The organism is Ferruginibacter sp., assembly GCF_028288465.1.
Classification (GTDB): domain Bacteria; phylum Bacteroidota; class Bacteroidia; order Chitinophagales; family Chitinophagaceae; genus Ferruginibacter.
The window spans coordinates 1-19,909 of the sequence record NZ_JAQBNR010000066.1 but is presented as its reverse complement, the minus strand read 5'-3'; the positions used below and the strand labels follow the sequence as shown (position 1 = coordinate 19,909).

Sequence of the window (19,909 nt, the reverse complement as noted above, 5' to 3'; positions counted from 1 at the left end):
AATCCTTATCTGACAGGATAGTATTCCAGTGAAGCAAATATGCGCATGTTAAAAGTGCGCAACAGCAGGCCAATGCATATTTTTTAATGTAAGTAAATTGATTTTTTATGGATTTTGCATTCGCCCCCGGTGCATCTGGTTACGACATCATCATGCGTAAAATGTTTACCAACCGGGCATCCACCACATTGATAAATAAGCGTGGCATCAATTCGGTAAAAGATTTTTTCAATCACCTGGCAAGTGCCGGGGTAGTGGCTACACCGCTTACAGATATTTTAATCGGAACGCATGGCAACGAATCAGGCTGGATGAATGTGCAGCTGGATCCTGCATTTGATGCGCACACTACTTACGAAGCAATGGAAAGTGCGATCAATGCACCAACACGTACCTGCCAGCTTGCAGATGCCATCATCAACCCCAGGCCCGTGGACAGCAATAACAACCCAATTGATCCGCATGTGTTTATCAGGGGCTGCCGCATCGGAGTAATGAATCCTTTTATCGAAAAATTTAAAGAGGTAATCAATGGTTTGAGCACAACCGATATTGGCGTTTGCGCCCCGCTTTTTTATCATGAAGTCTATAATGTCAGGCAAGGTGTTTTTGAATCGTTTAACTATGACTTTCACATATTCAGTAAAACGGCGGTTGCCGATAAAGCTGCGCTGGTAGCGCTTTTTGATGGCTTAAACGCAGTGGATACATATGGAACCGCTATTACAACAGCCCAATGGAACGGGTGGATAAAGACCAATATCACAAGGGATGCAGATCCGCTGGTATTGGTAAATTTAGCTGCAACTCCGGTTACCAATTTACTAACTCTGAGATCCGGCTTTTACAGGCACAGGTTTCAAACCATCATATCCTCTATTCGGGTAGATCCTGCAGTGGGTGCTCTTCCGACTGATCCCGCTGGTATCGCCACTTTTTTAAAGCAACAACTCAATAATCTGGCAGCTAATCCGGGAACTAATCCGTTTGGACTTCAATTGCAGAGCACACATCCTTTTCCACTTTTTACCAGGTATGAATATGCTTCCATTGATGACATGGTTGACGGATTAACCTGGACTGTTAACACCCAATCAAGAGTTTTTGTAGGAAAGCGCCACGAATATTATGTATGTCCGCCGGTAATAGCCAACAATGCAAACAATGAACTGATATATAATTTTTACGCGACCCAGGGAGGAGGTGCGACCTCGAAGAAAAACTTTGCAGATGATGCAGCTGATTACTTTAACGCAGTATAAATAATTAAGTACCACCATGGCAGATCAGGATACCTTATCAATAATAGCAGAAGAAATCGGCAGTGCGTTTATACCGTTGAAAGATATGGTGCAAACGCCAGAGGCTTTCCGGTCGACCATGAAGGAATTGGGCTGGGATGCAACGGCGGCGATACAACCCGTTACAGACCTGGTGAATCTGGTAGACCCTGTTATCACCTTACTTGAAACAGGCGACATCAATTTTGGCAATATCACGCAGTTACTTGGTCTCATCAAAAACCTTGTAACGGGTATTGAGGGCCTGGTGTCAAAACCCGATGCTTTGTTCAGTGGTCTCGCTTCCACTGCTGCAGAATTTAAAAACGATTTTCCTTCCGAAATTGGCCAGTATGTACTGGTTGAATACTTTTTAAATCAGCGCCCCAAAGTTGGCAGTCTGCTGCAGTTGCTGGGTATTATTACCATCACGTCAAAAGACGCCAGTGGCACAAGACCTGCCTACTACAGGAAAGAAATTCATTTTGATAAGATTGGTACATTGTTCAGCAATCCGCTGAAATTGTTGCAGGATTTGTATGGTTGGGCAACACCGGGGCTCGACAGGGAATTGCTTTTCAAAAACCTCACGGATATTTTTGACGGGTTTAGCATTCCATTTAACCTCACTGAAATAAAATCGCAGTTTTTGCAGGTGTTGAATAATGGGGTGCCTGCAGGTACATTTGACAAAGATGCGCTCACGCTGGTGTTGATTGATGAAAAAACTTCCAATGTAGGCGCCGCCGCCGGAATTAATTTTTACCTGTTGCCTCAAAACGGTTCCTTATTGCCGGCCATTGCCATTATACCTTATGCCAATACCGAGATTACCGAAGAAGTCAACATTACAGATAATCTCACTTTTAAATTTGATACGGGGCTTGACCTGAACAACGGCGTGGCTTTGATCATCAGGCCGGGCAAAGCGCCTGAACTGATCAGCAATCTCGCCGGCGGGGGAACCAGTGGCGGGGCCAATGCTAAAGTTTCTCTGTTGCTGGAATATAAAAAAGCCGATGGCAAACCCATCATCGTATTTGGCGATCCAGCCGCAAGTCACTACGAGTTTTTATCGGCCTCCATTGCTGCTGCGGCCAATATCACCACGGCAGGTTCCAAAGATGTAAAGCTTGAATTTGATTTAAAGGGAAGTAAAATTGTTATAAAGCCAGCGCCAAATGATACGGATGGTTTTCTTTCAAAAATATTACCGTCAGATGGTATTACACTTGCCTTTGAACTGGGTTTTGGTTTTGGTTTGCAAAGCGGGTTTTATTTTAAAGGAAGCAGCGGCCTTGAGATTGATTTGCCTGCTCATTTACAATTAGGGCCTATTGATATTGAAACAGCGAAGCTGGGGATAAAACCTGCCGGTGGCAATATTCCAATCAATATTGCGCTGGATATAAAAGGTACATTGGGGCCTATTGAAGCTGTGGTGCAGGGTATGGGCTTATCCGGCACATTCAGTTTTCCGGCCGACCGAAAAGGAAATCTTGGCCCTGTAGATTTCAATATTGGATTTTTATTCCCTACCGGCGTAGGGTTATCTATCGATGCAGGCATCGTAAAGGGCGGCGGTTTTCTTTCCATCGACCGTGATAAAGGCGAGTATGCCGGTGCATTGGAATTATCTATACAGGATACCATCCAGGTATCTGCCATCGCCATCATCAACACAAAAATGCCGGATGGCAGCAATGGGTTTTCGCTGCTCATCATCATCAGCGTTCAGTTTGAACCCGGCATTTCGTTGGGTATGGGTTTCTTCCTGAGCGGGCTGGGAGGTATGCTGGGCATCAACAGAACAATTAATGTAAATGCCCTGCGGGATGGCGTAAAAAATGATGCCATTGAACAGATCATGTTCCCTGAGGATATCATCGCCAATATCAATACACTGCTTCCCCAGATCAAGGCCATTTTCCCGGTAAAGGAAAACCAGTTTATGATTGGCCTGATGGCCAAAATAACCTGGGGCGTGCCCACACTGGTTACCATTGAATTTGGTATTGCAATTGAGTTTACCAGTCCTGTAAGGCTCGCTATCCTAGGTGTGTTAAAAATAGTATTGCCAACCGAAGACGCCGCCATTTTGCAGCTGCAGGTAAACTTCCTCGGCATCATTGATTTTGACAATGGCTATTTATCTTTTGACGCCAGCATTTACAATTCGCATATCCTCACTTTCACATTAGAAGGTGATATGGCTTTGCGATTAAACTGGGGTAATGAAAAAGCCTTCCTGTTATCGGTGGGAGGTTTTCATCCTTCGTTTACACCGCCGGCTGCTTTAAATGTGCCGAAAATGAAGCGGCTTACACTAACCATTTTAAGCCCTAATCCGAATTTGGTTTTAACAGCCTATTTTGCTGTAACCTCAAACACAGTGCAGTTTGGTGCACGTATTGATTTTAAATTTGAAGTATCAGGATTTAGCGTGGTAGGTTACCTGGGCTTTGATGTACTCTTCCAGTTCTCGCCATTTAAATTCATCGCCAATATTACTGCAGGCCTTGAAGTGAAGATGGGCAGCAGTACCTTGTTCTCCATCAACCTGGATTTCGAACTCTCCGGGCCAACGCCATGGAATGCAAATGGCACCGCTTCTTTCCATATTTTATTTATCAGCATCAAGGTACATTTCAATGTTACCTGGGGCGATGCACAGCAGGATACATTGCCCAGCATTGCGGTATTGCCAAAAATTCTGGAAGCCTTTACCATTGATGCCAACTGGTCGGCTGAAATACCGGCTAATCGTTACAACGTGGTAACAATTGCCGGCATCGTTCCGCAACCAGGACAAATTGTGTTGCAATCTTTTGGAGCTGTAAAGGTGAGCCAGTTAATAATGCCATTGGGCCTGGTGATTAACCGGTTTGGTAATAACGCACCATCTGATATTAACATGGCAGATGTGTCAGCATTCAGGCTGGGCGGCGCCGTTACGCCATTGAGTAACGAAACAGAATCCTTCGCCCCTTCGGCATTTAAAAATATGAGCGATGATGATAAATTGAAATCACCATCCTATACAAAGGAAAAAGGAGGCGTAAAAGTTGCTGATACTGCAACACTGTTTGTAGATTATGCACTGGACAGGGATGTGGTGTATGAAGTTAAAGTATCTGATTTTGATCCGTTCCCCAATCCGCCGGCATTTGACATCGATTTCAGCTGGTTTAAACTGATGATGCGGGGGGGAGCAATTGGCAAAAATGAGCTGTCTGTACAAAACAGGCAAAAGAGTTTTAAACTCGCCAATGCTGCTGTAAATATGGACGAAGAGCAGTTTGTGCTGATTGATAACGCCACGCTTACACAGCACAATGTAAATGTATTTGCAGGTGGAACACATGCCCAGGCCAACGATGCTTTTGATACGATACTCAAACAAAATCCGGCATTAAAGGGCAAGATAAGTATTGCATCTGCTTACCAATTGTAGTCATTGATTTTTTAATTTTTCAGATATGCCAACATTACCTTCTTATGGATTTTTACCCTGGGCACGACAGGGCGTTGCGTCAAAAATAGGCGAGACGGATACGTTGGGAAGCGGTGACGGACCTGCTATAGTTAGGGCAGATTTGAGTGCGGAACTGGATATCCAGTATACCAATCTCGATGGGTCGGTTCAAACCAATACCATTAAAAAACTGGTGCAGGTAGTTGGACCCGGCGATGTGCTGAGCGTAAGTACCAGGGCCATTGTAAGAACAGAGCCTGCCAATGGTGTGATGAATTATGAAGATAACGGATTGCCCTATATTGAATTTTATGAAGAGGATTTTTTATGGAGATATACGCCCGCCGCTGCAGCCAATTTAAATACCCGGCAAACTAAACTTCGTCCTTGGCTGGCATTGGTTGTATTGAAAGATGATGAGTATAAATTAAAACAAACTTCAGGCGGCCTTCCTTTTATATCTGTAGAACAAGGAACTTTTGATGCTGCCTTTCATCACCAGAATGATAACTGGGCTTTTGCACATGTACATTTTAATAACAAGCTGACAAATCTGAGTGGTGCCGCCATGCAGCAGGAAGTAAATGCAGATATAGCGGCAGACCCGGATGTGGCGGTATCAAGATTACTTTGTCCCCGTAAACTGGCCAAAAATACTTCGTTCACAGCCTTTGTGATACCCGCTTTTGAAACGGGACGTTTAGCAGGTTTGGGGCTTGATACAGCCGGCGTAGCAGCACAAAAAACTTCCTGGCACAAAGGCGCTATGCCTGGAACAGGTACCAGACCTTTTGATTTTCCTGTGTATTACCAGTGGCATTTCAGAACGGCTGCATATGGTGATTTTGAAAGTCTTGTCACCATGCTGAAACCCATCATTATGGATGGCAATTCGGGTAAGATGCCGATGGATATCCAGGACCCCGGTTTTAACCTGGGGGTTCAAAATGACGGCACCAAGGTAATTGGTATGGAAGCCGCATTGAAACCACCGGATTTTGTTCCTGACAGCTGGCCTGGAAATGGTGGTGCGAATGCAGCGGACAAAAACACCATTCAAAAGTTAAAAGACCTGCTGAATTTGTCTGCCGACCTGGTAGATAAGAATATTGTAGTCGCAAGTCCGAATCCTTTTTTTAATACCGACATTGGTGAAGATCCTTTGTTGGTACCTCCGGTATATGGTGTGTGGCATGCGTTGGTATCAAAATTGGGCGACGGTACCAATCCTCCATGGATAGACCAGCTGAACCTGGATTTCAGGAACAGGGGAGCTGCAGGGCTTGGCGTAAAAGTGGTACAAAGCCACCAGGATGATTTTGTAAACCGGGCCTGGCAACAGGTAAATAAGGTAAATGACGCCAATAAAAAAATACAGGAAACATTGCTGGCGCAGGCCATCACCAAATGCATATTTAAAAAGCATATTATCAATGCGGGAAACGACAAGGCGGTTATGCTTACGCATTCGGTACAGCATCTTATAAAAAATGCAGCCAACACAAAAACGGTTCAGCAGGATTTTGTTGAAAGCCGCATTCCTTTTGCATCCAAGACGGCAGCCTTCCGGAAAATGGCAAGGCCTAACAGCAAAATAGCAAGGGTTGGTCTCGGTGTTTCATCCGGCATAGCTTCTGTTGTTAAATTGAATGCTGTCATTAAAAATTTTAATGCAGATGAAAACTTGCCTCATGCTGTTACCGCCGCAAAGTTAAAGCAGGCGCCGCTTGCAGCATTAACCACTGCCATGATTGATACTGCCATAACCGGCGCAGTAAGCAGTTATACAGCCAGCGTTCCCGACCTTGCCAAAGATGCTTTTGTTGAAATGATAGAAACGGATGTCATCACTGCTAACGCATCTTTAAGCCAGGCGCAATTGCTGACCGCCATTGATGGAAAGGCGGTAGCGGCAGATGTAAAAGCCGCCATGAAAGATATTGTGAACAATATCGTTGCAACCAATTTTCCGGTAACAAAGAATGCAGATGGGCAGGCCATTATACAATTAAATCCGGCTAAGTTTTTAAGTCTGTTTGGTACGGGCATTCATGCTAAAAATTACAACGATGTAATAATAAGTGACGGTGCCGACCTGACAAAAGTGAGCATTAAATCAATGACCACTCAAAATGACGTACTGGCATTGAAGGCATCTTTTGCAGACTTTACCTCCGTATTAGGTGCATTGCCGCAGGTTGAAGTTGTGCCTGCATTTAGCAATGCAGCAAATATTTCGACCCATATTTTTGAGAAATTAGATCCGGCTGCAACCTTTGCCAGGAAGTTGTTTGTCAATATAAAATTGCTGCAGAAAGATGGCTCCTATATTCCTTTGCCACAGTTGAAACCCATCATGGCTTATCCTGAATTTACAGAAGCCGTATACACTTATCTGCTGGAAATTTCCAAGAATTTTATACTACCCAATATTGATAAACTGCCAAACAATTCCATCACGCTGCTGGAAAATAACCAGGCTTTTATAGAAGCATTTATGGCTGGCATGAACCATGAAATGGCAAGGGAATTATTGTGGAGGGAATATCCTACAGATCAGCGGGGATCCTACTTCCGGCAGTTTTGGAATATAGATGACAGCCTGATGCCATTGGATCCGGATCCTGAAAAAGACAAGGAATTAAAACTGGACATCCGCAAGATCAATACATGGAGTCATCCCCTGGGCGAGAACAATCCAAGAGGAACCAAGCAATCCAATCTTGTGCTGGTTATTCGTGGCGATCTGTTTAAAAAATATCCCAACACAATGGTATTTGCGCAACAGGCCATGTACGATCCCAATGATGCATCCAAACCAAGACAGTTGAAAGGTGGCATTGATTCCAACTTTACAAAATTCCCCCTGTTCAAGGCAGAGATAGAACCAGATGTTACTTTGTTTGGATTTTCCCTGGATGAAGCCACTGCACGCGGCGACCGGATTGAACAGCCGCACGGTTCTACCGCAGGTAAAAACCCGGGTTGGTTTTTTGTATTAAAGGAAAGGCCCGGCCATATCCGTTTTGGCCTGGATGATTTTACAGATGAACATGGTAACACTGATGTAATGCCACAAGGCAATCCGAAAACCTGGGATGACATGGCCTGGGAATACCTTGTAAACGCCAAGGCAGAACTCGACTCTTACCACATCACGTTTAATAAAAATATTACCATACAAAACCCGGCGGGCCAGCCATTGTGGAACGCGAATGCGGCAGACCTGGCGGCTATTTTATTTCAGGACCCTGTATTGTTTGCAAGACACGCTGCAGAAATGTTACCTGAAAATTAATGTTATTCAACTGAAACAAATTATGGCAACCATCAATGCACAAGTAGAAGACCCCAGGCTTGACGAAATAAGAGCTACTGTAGCCCGGCACACGGATTCGATTCCTTATGTACTGCTTCCCCTGCGGATAGAGACAAGATTTATGCAGGTGGAAAAAAAAGCGCCTGAAGCAAAAGCTACCATTGAATCAGTGCTGGAAACAATGGCTTTTGTGCAGATAGAAGCGATCAATGTGCAAGTCAGTTTAACTGGCGATAGTGTGCGTACGTTAACTGGCGATACAAATTCACTGATAACCCTGATACAATCCATGGGCCTTTTGCTGGTAAAGGAAAAGGGCTGGCTGCGGCAGTTGTTCGGCGATATGCAAAAAGATATGCAGGCTGTTGTTGCAGCGTCTCAGAGTATATTTCCTGCTGATAGTCAAAAATTAAATATGGCCATTGCACAATTAAATGCGGCTGTAACAGGTACCAAGATTGTTGACCTGGCTGCGCTGGAACCTGCTCGGGTATTGATTGACAGGTTTACAGCTATCAGTAATACACTGCAAACATTGAATGGTGTTAACAAGAAGAAAGTGCCTTATACAGATGTAAAAAATAAGAAGACGCTGTATGGATACATCACCGACACTTTAAATGTTATTAAGGACTTTTATCAGAACGTTGATGCAGGTATCAAAGCGTTGCAATATATAGATGCAACGCAGCGAAAACGCATTCAACAACTACAGGCAGATATACAAACACAACTCGGCACGTTGGGTGCATCTATTGAGAAAATGCATACCGATGCTGCATGGAAAAAATTTGCAACTGAAACAGCACAACCGGTTGTAACCGCTATTATTGCTTTGAGCAATGCTTTTGCCGCTGGCTCGCTGCTGTTATTAAATAATTTACCCGGCCCGCCAGCCGTACAAACGGGCGACGTTTATTTTAGCGGAATTAAAGCGTTGGTTAAAATAAAAAGATTCAATGCCCAAAAACAACAGGGGTACGAGGTGATAAAAAAATACAAGACCTACCTGGAGCCCCGGATTAATTCGCTCGCTAAAACAATTCAATCTCCGATATTGGAATCAAAGCCGGGGCAGATATCAAAACTGCAAAGTTTGTTTGCTTCTATCAACACAGAAGTCACCAACTCCGTTACAAAAATTAATAATTACAATACGGCGAACAAATCTCAGGGCGCTGGTAAAAATCTGATCAGTACATTTTTTAATCAGAGTGTGTCCAGTGTTATCGGCGGCTTTGCCGGCCAGGCGGTTGGAAATTTTCCAAAGCCGGTATACATCACTGATCCGCCAAAAATGGTTAACCAGCTGTGGGTGCGTATTTATCCGGATGATGTTTTTGTACAAACGCATGAAGAGGCTTTGTCGCCAACAGAAACAGATGCCGGTAAACAGTTCTGGAAAGTTTGGTGGGCGGCTGGTGGCGATAAGGATTTACAAATGGCCGCCTGGCAAACCCTGTGCAAGGCATTGGGCACACACCGTGCGTCATGGGTGGCGAGGGTGTTAAACCCTTCTGCTATTGCTGCAAACAAAGCTATCTTTCAGACCGGCCCTTCTTCAAAAATTATTGATGCAATCACTATCCTTACCGCAATCAATGCACGGCTAAAACAATTGCCGTTAGATAAGCCCATATCAAACATTGTATCGGCCACTTTTGCACAAAAAGCATTGGCAGAGGTGCATACCAATCTTTTAAAAATCAGCACAATACTTTCCTCCTTAAAAAAGGAGCAGGATTTTTTACTCGAAAAATTCAGAAGCAATTTTATAAATACAGCAGGGTTGTTAAACCAGCTGATCACCAGTAACCAGGATTTAAGCGGCCTGAAACAAAAAATAGCCGCGGCGTTTGTCCATAGCCTTCATATGATGTCCGGCAATCTTGAAAGCATACAAAACGCATTAAATAAAATAAAACCTGTTAATCACAAAGACTTTGTTAACGCGATAGACAATCCATTTGTATTTCCGGCAGTAGCTGCAAAAGATAAAGACTGGACCGTGGCGCCTTATTCAAATTGCCTGCCCGATAAATTTGCCGTAATCACCATGAAAGGCAGCCAGTTTACACGCATTGCCGTTGGTAATGCAGTAGATGAAACCGTGCAGCTGGGCCTGGATCCGCAAAAATTTGATGATCTGTCTTTATTTACAATTGATGCCGACGGCAACCTGAATATTGACGAAGGGCTAAAGTGGATGACTGATTACAATACCGCCGTTTCAAAAGGATTTGGTATTACACTCGACATTACTGATGATGAATATAATAATGGTTTTGACAGGTTAATTGTACTGGGAATTAAAGGATCTGATGCAACCAATTCAAAACAATTGTTTGAACAGCTTATCACTAATCACATTTATGGGGTGGACGGCCTTGACTTTTTAAAAGTGGGTACGCCTACCAATAATACACATGAAGCTGCATCAGGCTGGCAAAGCGGTAATGACTCGCAGCAGCGATATGACATTGAAATAAATAACCTGAAATATAACCTGGGCGAAACAGATATTTTTAAAAAGGCAGATGGCAAATATTTTTCAGATGCATTGGGTATTGACAATGCGGTTACCCAGTTTGCCAACTATTCTGGCAATCTTGAAATTGCCAATGCCTTTGCCGCCAACAGGGCTTTATGGGGAGTATCGCTTGGGCATTATATGGAAGAAATGTGGGATGGATTGTTTACCTATGACAATATCCGGCGTACAGAAAATTTCTTTACTAATTATTGCGTGGGAAGAGGCATTGTTCCATCCGTGCGTATTGGAATGCAGCCGTATGGTATTTTAGCCACTACCGCATTTTCCCAATTGCAATTATATCCAGGCAACATCCCTGATTTAAGTATTGATGAAGCAAAAACAATTTTGCCATGGACTGTGCCTTCGCCTGCCCTGGAAAATAAATTGCAGCAGCGGTATGAAATGCGCCTGTACAGGTTGCTGAATATGCTGAAGAATACATGGACATCGCTTCGTGACAACAATGTAATTCATTCGGGAAATCTTGATATGGAAGGCGAGGACGCTCAAAAGCGTTTTGTACAAATGCTGGGATTAAATGCCAGCTCTCTCGATTATTTTTACAGGTATGCCATTAACATTGCCAAAGGCCCTAATGCTTCTGCCGATGGATTTGGTACCAACTTTAAGGCAACAGATGTCTTTGGTCCAAATGGTTTGACAGAGCTTTTCAAAAACCAAATACTGGACGGCGTTTTTACACCATCATTTGATTTTATAGATGAGCGGTGGCCCGGAGGACTTACAACATGGCAGCTTACGGATGCCAAATATTCCCGCATCCTGCACCAGTTCGAATCATCCCGCCTGTTTATTGCCAGACTGGTAGAAAATTCGCTGCCTGTTACCGGAAACTTAATTGATACGATACCTGATGCCGACAACGGTTTAAAAAGCGATTACTTAAGCTGGCTGTTGACTTCCGGCGCCAACAGTTTACTCGGAGGAAATGCGGTAGGAGACCCGGCAAAGATTCCTTTTGATACCATGCTTTTTGTACTATTGCGGCAATCTTTGCTGCAGGGGTATCAGGAGGCAGCATTGAATATTTTACAATCGGAAGCAATTTTACCTGAGCTTGACAGGCGCATCGCAGGCAATACAAGCCATTACCATTACAAATTATTTCAGAATGGCAAATATGTAAACAAGTATCTGACCAAGTGGCATTTTCTTTTTAAAACCCTGAGTGATTTGGTGACTGATATTGCTTTGCCACCTGCCACTACAGCCAAACCATTTTACCAGTTTATTAACCAGGGGCCGAAGTCACTGGCTAATTATCTTGATGGAGTGAAAACTACCAACCCGGGAATGTTCAATAATTCGCATAAACAATTTTTTGACAAATTAAGTCGTACAAGGCAGGCAATAACAACACTAAAACGTGCCACCACAAACGAGCTGGATTTGCTGATGGCGGAACACGTTGATCTCTGCACTTACCGCCTTGATTCCTGGCTGCTCGGCTTTGTTGCAAAGCGGTTGCAGCAGCAGAGAGCGAAACAACCAGCAGGCGTTTTTCTTGGCGCCTACGGGTATGTTGAAAACCTGCGCAGGGATAAAGGCAAGGATAAATTTGCAGATCAGAAAAAGCTGGCCAATTTTAAGCTGGATGCCACGAAACCTGTTTATCACGACGCCTCCAACCAGGGCTTTATTCACGGGCCATCTATCGGGCAGGCTATTACTGCTGCGGTATTGCGCAATGCCTATATGACCAACAATACTTCTGCAGAAGATATCGCCAACCGGCTTGCAGTCAATATTTCATCCGGCCGCGTTCGCATGGCAATGCAATTGATCGAAGGAATCCGGAACGGCCAGGAACTGGGTGCCATTCTTGGTTTTCAATTTGAAAGAGGATTGCATGACCGTTACAAAACAATCGAGCTGGACAAATATATTCAACCGCTACGCAAAGTATTTCCGTTGCAGCAGGCAGTGGATGAAACTGCCAATGGCAGCGCAACCTATATAAGCCTTGTTGTAAACGGCACGACCATACTTGATAAAGTGCACGCTGCCGTGGATTGGCCATCTAACCCGGCAATAAAAGATGATACCATTGCTGAATTGCTGAAAGCCAATAATTACGCAAAGTTTCCAAAATTGATAACCGATGTACTTGATGCGAACCTGGCCGGCGACAATAAAAATAAAGTATACGACAGCATCATTGAAGAGATAGACCGGATGGCAGATGCATTTGATGCACTGGGAGACCTGGCGATGTCGGAAAGTGTTTACCAGATGGTATTAGGCAATCATGTTCGGGCAAGTGCCGTATTAACAGCACTGGCAGAGGGAAAGCACATGCCTGATCCTCAAATTATTGACACTGTAAGAAACGGTACAGTGGTAACGCAGCGCATCATTTTGAATTTTTCCGCAACCAATAATTTCTTCCAGGTGCCTGCCGGTTGGGCAGCGGCACCTACCGTAAGATCATTGACAGAGCCATCGTTCAACAACTGGCTTGGCCTTACTTTAGGGCCGGCAAAAGCAATCAAATATGTACTTACAGCCGTTGATGCAAATAATAACGTTACAAAAACAAGCTTTGACATTGGTGCATCGGGGCTGCAGGCAATCGACCTCTTCCTGGTGCCGGGAGGCGAAAGCGAATTGCAGGAAATAATCATCAGTCTCTATCGAAAGGCAAACAATGATTATCAGTCTGTGATTACGATTGATATAAAAGAACGGGATAATGGCTGGAGTTTGGATGATAAATCTTTGTCGGAAATATACATCCTGATGAAGTATATCCGCAATATGGTGAGCAGCGCCAAATATGCCGGAGACAGTGATATCCGGCTGCCGAACGACCCGGTAAATCCTGATAATCCAGGCAATTGTGATGCGGACGAATTAAACAAACGGGTTACAGCAGCACATAAATCGTTGCAACTATTTATACAGGACATTGCTACTGCTGCTTTTCTTACAGATGTGCTTAGTGGTAAAACGCCTGTAAATGATGTAGTACCAACTGTGGCGCAGGTTGATACCTTGTTTACATACCTGCACAATGCCGTGTTCCTGGGCATACCGCATGCGCTTTCTATACCTTTTGATGCGGCAGCAACAGGTGACCAGCGGGCAACGGGTTTGCTGCAACAGGTGGTCAATATTTACAAACAAGCGGTGGCCAGGGAAGCCGAAGCAACCGCAGCAGTAACGGCAATGGCAAGCGTTACAAGTGTAAAGTTGAGAGTGCAAAAGTTAATTGAGCTTACCAAAATAGTATTGGGTAAAAATGCCATTGTAAATCCATTGTATACGCCGCTGGAAACAACCAGTATACAAAAAGAACTGGCACTTGCACCCGATAAGAAGATTGCAAGAAATGGCGGATCGCTGGTTATGGAAGACTGGTTACAAAATGTGTCCAAAGTAAGGGAGCGTATGTATGATCTTTCCATGGTGATACAAACAACGGATATATACAATCTGCCTGTTGCCCAGGCAGAACCTGTTCAGCTTCCTTACGCAGACGGAGATTACTGGCTGGGTATAGAGTATCCGTCAGCATTCGCGCCAGTTGGTGATGTTACATCACTCGTATTGCTCAATCCTAAACAGTTGCAAACGGCCGGCATTCAATCGGGTTTTATAATTGACGAATGGCTGGAAATTATTCCTGTTAAGGAACAAACTACGGGCATCACCTTTAACTATAATAATCCCAATGCATCCCCACCACAATCCATATTACTGGCAGTAACGCCGGAAATCACCAATCAGTGGACATGGGATGATTTGGTGTACACGATCATTGACACGGTGGATCTTGCCAAGAACAGGGCGGTAGAGCCGGATCATTTTGACAAAAGCTTTTTAGGACAGGTATTACCTGGCATTTTCTCTGAAGTAGTGCCACCACAGTTTAGAAATGAAGATACCAATCCGCTGGGAGTACAGGTTGTTATGGATTTAGCAGATGTAGTTTTACCAAAATAAATTTATTGTATGCCAAGAATAGACATTTTTTCGTGTGAACCATTCAGAGCCTGGAACCGCCTGGAGGCAAGGCCGCGGCATGCTGAATTTGATAAAGTGCTTGAAGCAGATGTGCATGATGCGTTGTGGATGCTTACCAGGCAATGGCAGTTTGGAGAGTTGCAGGGAGAAGATACCGGCTCCGCCATTTTTTCAAAAATTTACATGAAAACCACCGCCATTACGCACGTAAAAACAGCCAATGGAAAAGCGCAGCCTTTTGACGATTCTATTCCGCTGGAAGAACGCATAGAAAGCATGCCTTATAAGCTTGATTTTAAAAGTAAGCTGGAAGCCGCCTATATCTTTCTCAGGTGCCTTGACCGTGCGGGAGAAAACGCCAACCCGGTGGTACCGAATGCAAGTAAATTGTATAAGCCTAACCTCATTAAAAAATTTGGTATAGATGAAATAGCGCCGGTACAAAACGGTGACACCAATGCAACCATCATCGGTAAAGTAAAGTCACTAAGCAATGACAATTATGTAAACATGGTCAATGCTTCAGCAGGCAGGTATTTTGATGGAGCTAAATTGTACGTAGCTATCATTGCCAGCCAGGTTAACGCTATAGCGGCTATCAGCCTTGGAGGTGATACCCCTTTACTTACAGCTGCCATGAATGATTTTGTGGCATGGTACCAGAAAAATTACGTCTTTTCGTCTGCGGAAAGTTCCGCTTGGGTTCCGTCAAAACTGGAGTACCAGTTTAATTGTGCATTGCCAGCCGAAGATGGCAACAATATTGTCCTTTCGGCCGACCAATATTATTCCGGAGACCTGGACTGGTTTTCTATGGATGTGAACAAGGTTGAAACTGTGGAAGGTATTTCCGGTGCTGCGGATGTAGGTGATATGCTAAATATAAAAGAACAACTGTTGTCGGTAATACCCGTGGAGGCTAAATTCGCGGGTGCACCCAATTCCCGTTTCTGGCAATTTGAAGATGGAAAAGTTGACCTGGGTAATATCAATGCGCAGACAACCGATTTATCGAAACTTGTTTTTACTGAATATGCACTGATGTATAATACAGACTGGTTGCTGGTTCCATACGGTGTTCCGGTCGGCACACTGTGTGAAATAAAAGGAATTATAGTTACTGATGTATTCGGCCAGCAGTTTTTTGTACAATCAGCTACACAGGGAAATACAGATAACTGGGCCGGATGGGGCATGTACAATTTAAGTACTGTAAATCCGGACGGCGCCAGGAACGTACCAACAGATACAAGGTTGCTCGTACTGCCCAACGTGGTGAAAAATTTAGAAAGTGAGCCGGCTGAGGAAGTGTTTTTTGTAAGAGATGAAATGACCAACAGCATATGGGCAATAGAATCAAGCGTGGGGGATGAACTGGGAAGTAATACAGACGGTCATAATAGTTCAAGATCTTTTACAGAAGCATTGAAGGCAGTTGATACTACACCTGTTACCAATGAAACAGATGTTGATGTGATGTTCCGGTATACGCTTGCCAATACAGTTCCTGAAAACTGGATACCTTTTATACCGGTGCATTCAGATGAATTGAACAGGCAGGTAAAATTGCAACGTGCCGCCATGCCGAGGCTGTTTAATAATGAATTTACACACATACGGCCGGTAACGCAATTATTACGGGAAGGCATTGCAGGAGATGACGACGAAAAAGCTAAGGCTTACTTTATTAATGAAGAAGAAATACCAAGAGCGGGCGTACAATTGTCCGCTACTTTCCAAAGAACCCGCTGGTATAACGGTGCTGTAATAAACTGGTATGGATATAGAAAACAGGTTGGGCGTGGAGAAGGTTCAAGTGGTCTTTACTATGACCGTGTGGATGCAGTTAAAAAATAACAATACCGAAACGTTCAAGCACAGTTAAAACTTCTTTTGCATCGGCAGATGGATTGTTGCCGCTTACCGGTACATTGATGCGCTGTTTATTATCAGTAGTGTAGTTTGTTGTTGCATCATAATAATCCAGCATCAATGTTATAAATGAGGTATAATTTTCTTCCTGCAGCAATGCTTCCAGTTGTTGCATAACGGGGTGGGGCAAACGCTTATGTAATTTGTTTAAAGCGGTCAGAAAGCTTTCCTTTCCTGCGGGGCCATATGCTTTCAAAATATTTTGAACCCTTGTTTTTTTTTCAACCTCCAGTTGCAGAGAAATTCCTTCATTCATTTTTGCATTAAGCCAACCCGGAAGTCGTAATATACCTACCGGCGATACTTTTTGTTCTATAAAAATATAAGGTGAGTGGGAGTGTAAAAGGAATTTATTCTGAAGTACGTTTTCAAACTCATCTTGCGAGGGTTGCGGAGGCAATAGCATTCCGCCGAAGGCTGATCCCCGGTGAGATGCCGTTTGTTCAATGTTGATGGTGGGGTAGCCTGAGTTTTCAAGCTGTTGCAGTAACATCGTTTTACCCGAACCTGTCTTACCAAAAAAAACAATGCATGTTAAAGAAGTTGGAATGGTCATTGACAAAGAGACACCTTTTTAGAAGAAATATGTTCCATAACTCACGTTCAGTTTCAATGGACATTCTGAGACCACAAGACAGGGAATGACCCGCAAATGAAGACAGTTTGAGCAAAGATTCCTAATAGCTAACATACGAAGAGACTCATTATTCAACTTTATTAAAGTGGTAATATTCTCTGTTCGGACCAAACCCGATACTGCACATGCAATCGAATAAAAACAGTAGTAAGATAGAAAAAAATATGAACCGATGCAAGTTTTTCTGCCTGCATTTTTTAGAAATGTTTTTTAAAGTGAGGAAAGAGGTTAGGTACAATAACAATCAAAAAAAGTTGTTGCAGTTATTTTTTTAACTTGATCAATTGCAGATACAAGGAATGCATTGAACGCAACTCTGTGCACTTTTTTTATATCATCACTTCCATCGTAAAACCTGGCTTTGCCTCCACACTTTCCAGGTTAAAGCTGCCTCCAAAAATGGCAGATCTTTGCTGAATGGTTGAAAAACCTTTCCCAAACTGTAACCCCTTAAGATCAACGCCGGTGCCGTTATCACTAATACGCATTTTTATTTTTTTGTTAACAACGGTAAGCCGCACCGTTACATGGGTAGCGTTGGAATGTTTTAAAATATTCGTAAACTGGTGTTGTGCAATACGATAAAAGGCAGTCTGTAAATCTATATTCACTTTACGGAAATCAATGTCGTCTACAAAAAGGGTGTAATGAATTTGATTCTCTTTTTTTAAAGCAATCAGTAATTCTTCCAGTGCTAGTTTTAAACCAAGCATGTTCAGCGAAATTGGGGACAGGCGCTTTGATAAAACCCGGATTCCAGAGATTGACTCCAACAATAAATGCTGGGCTTCTTCCAGCCAGGCAAGCCCTGTAATACTGACATGTTTTTTTGCGTTGGCGATATGCAAATTGATGGCACCCAGCACCTGGTTGATATTTTCGTGCAGTTCTTCACTGATGTGGTGACGCTCAGCTTCTTCTGCCTGGAAGACCGCTTTGTAAATAATTTGCTGATGTTCCTGCCGGATATGGTCAAACTTTTGTTCCAGTGTATCCAGTTCCGAAAGATCCTGCATTGTGCCAATCAGCCTGATCGGCGTATTGTCTTCGTTTCTGACTACAAACAACCTGTCGAGAATTAATTTGTAATTTCCGTTTTTGCATCTGAAAAGGTACTTACCCCACCACACATTTTCAGTACCGGCCAATAAGTCGTCCAGGGCATTGATGACCCTGTTTTTATCCTGTGGGTGAATATTGTTTCTCCACCAGGTATTGTTGTCTTCTATTTCCGGATAGCCATGTCCGAAAAGTTCGGTAATGCCTTCATTATAAAAGGATTTTTTTGTGATAAAATCGTATTCCCAGATGCCTTCCTTAGTGGCAAGGGATAAAAGTTTAAACCGGTCAATCGCTTTAATAAATTCACTTTCCCGAACTGAATTTTTTTTCATTGAATATTATTAAACGTTGCTGTTACTAAACAAAATCATTGGTTTGAAAATGAATTCTGGGTTAATTGAGAGAGGATACGCAAAATTTACTATAATTTGGCATGCACCATTTTAGAAAAGGGCAAAATCTTTCCAGTGCCACTATTGACCTATTACATTCTTTTCAGAACGTTTCTTTACGGCGACATAGTAATTTATGGCCAGCACAGCAATTAAAATCAGTAAACCAAAAAACTCCCTGGACTCTTCAATCCATGGCTGTTCAGCTTTCATGGTTCCAGCAATGTTTTCTGCATGGTGCAGCTTAATCCAATCCACCAGGCCATTGGCATCAAAAGCTTTGTAAACTGCATACAATGTGTATACCCCTATTCCATACAAATACAATTTGGGATAATATCGTTTCTTCGCCGCCAGCCAGCATAAAACAGCCGTGTACATATAAATTGGTACCCAAACATACGGATCAGGATCATTGTATTGCAGCGCTGCGAATACGATAAATAAAAAGCAGCAAATAAGATTAAATACTTTCACGGCAATTCGTTGAAGGTTTAAAGATAATTTTAAAGGGGCTTATTTTGTCTTCACAGGCGGCAAATATACTTTCCGCAATCTACATAAAAAAAGTATGGAAATTTGCGGAAACTTGCTATCTGATTTAAGGCAGGACGTACGCAAAAACCTTTACCAATTATCAGTTCTTTTTTTTTAGAAGCGTAGTTTTCAGATCAATACGATTGAGATAAGGTGAAAAAACACCCGGCTATTTCGGTTAGCCGGGTAATAAAAAGTAACCTGTTGGTGATTTATAAAAATAGCAGCCTGGCAGATTTGTACGAGGCTTCGTTTCAGCAGCCAATTTTAACCAATCAGATCGCTGAGTATTATTTTAGCCGTAGTCGCGGCACTTTGCAAAGCGGCTTCAACAGTAGCGTTTTTTTCGCCAATGTAAAGCGCTTCTCCTGCAAAAAAGAGTGTTTTATCCAAAGGCGTGCTAAGCAGTTTTTTTGCTCCGGATGATTCTATGGTATCATAACTGTAGCCCCCGAAAGCGAACACATCGTTTTGCCAGTTAAAAATATAACTGGCTGTCAGCATATCCTGCATTTGAATAACTGACATTGAAAAAATAGAAGCCAGCGATTGCAGTGCTTTATATAATATTAACTCATCGGTTGCATCGGATAAATTTTCAGCACCCGGGCCACCCAACCAACCTGTTAATATGGCTGAAGTATCAGGTAATTGTGTCCACCAGGTTTTAAACAATTCGTCACTGATTATAAAGCCTGCCTCTGCCGGCCAGAAACGGTGATTAAATTCAAGTACTACCTTTATGACGCTGC

Annotated in this window: 9 protein-coding genes; 5 read left to right on the top strand and 4 right to left on the bottom strand. The window is 43.2% G+C overall.

The features are described from left to right. Positions 1-107: 107 nt before the first annotated feature. From JWR61_RS24820 to JWR61_RS24800, 5 genes are read left to right on the top strand one after another with little or no spacing between them, the layout of a single operon-like run. Positions 108-1,262: a hypothetical protein gene (locus JWR61_RS24820; RefSeq protein ID WP_301930364.1), complete on the top strand. Its 1,155-nt coding sequence runs from the start codon at positions 108-110 to the stop codon at positions 1,260-1,262. A 16-nt stretch (positions 1,263-1,278) separates the two neighbouring features. Further along, positions 1,279-4,734 carry a DUF6603 domain-containing protein gene (locus tag JWR61_RS24815; RefSeq protein ID WP_301930363.1) on the top strand — a complete coding sequence of 1,152 codons (3,456 nt, stop codon included), beginning with the start codon at positions 1,279-1,281 and terminating at the stop codon, positions 4,732-4,734. Positions 4,735-4,759: 25 nt separating this feature from the next. Continuing rightward, entirely contained in the window at positions 4,760-8,053 is a 3,294-nt protein-coding gene (locus JWR61_RS24810; RefSeq protein WP_301930362.1) for a hypothetical protein, read from the top strand. A gap of 22 nt (positions 8,054-8,075) precedes the next feature. After that, entirely contained in the window at positions 8,076-14,576 is a 6,501-nt protein-coding gene (locus JWR61_RS24805) for a hypothetical protein (RefSeq protein WP_301930361.1), read from the top strand. Between the two features lie 9 nt (positions 14,577-14,585). Next, positions 14,586-16,454, top strand: coding sequence for a hypothetical protein (locus JWR61_RS24800; protein WP_301930360.1), 1,869 nt, complete (start codon positions 14,586-14,588; stop codon positions 16,452-16,454). Here JWR61_RS24800 and JWR61_RS24795 read toward each other — a convergent pair. The 4 genes from JWR61_RS24795 to JWR61_RS24780 all read right to left on the bottom strand — a co-directional run. Continuing rightward, positions 16,444-17,085, bottom strand: a complete 642-nt coding sequence (locus JWR61_RS24795) for a hypothetical protein (protein ID WP_301930359.1) — start codon at positions 17,083-17,085, stop codon at positions 16,444-16,446. The genes JWR61_RS24800 and JWR61_RS24795 overlap by 11 nt on opposite strands. A 410-nt stretch (positions 17,086-17,495) precedes the next feature. Continuing rightward, a complete protein-coding gene (locus JWR61_RS24790) occupies positions 17,496-18,560 on the bottom strand; it encodes a PAS domain-containing protein (protein WP_301930358.1) in 1,065 nt (354 codons plus the stop codon). A gap of 141 nt (positions 18,561-18,701) precedes the next feature. Continuing rightward, entirely contained in the window at positions 18,702-19,097 is a 396-nt protein-coding gene (locus JWR61_RS24785) for a transmembrane 220 family protein (protein ID WP_301930357.1), read from the bottom strand. A 327-nt stretch (positions 19,098-19,424) separates the two neighbouring features. Next, on the bottom strand, positions 19,425-19,909 hold a 485-nt coding region (locus JWR61_RS24780; RefSeq protein ID WP_301930356.1), incomplete at its 5' end, for an FAD-dependent oxidoreductase.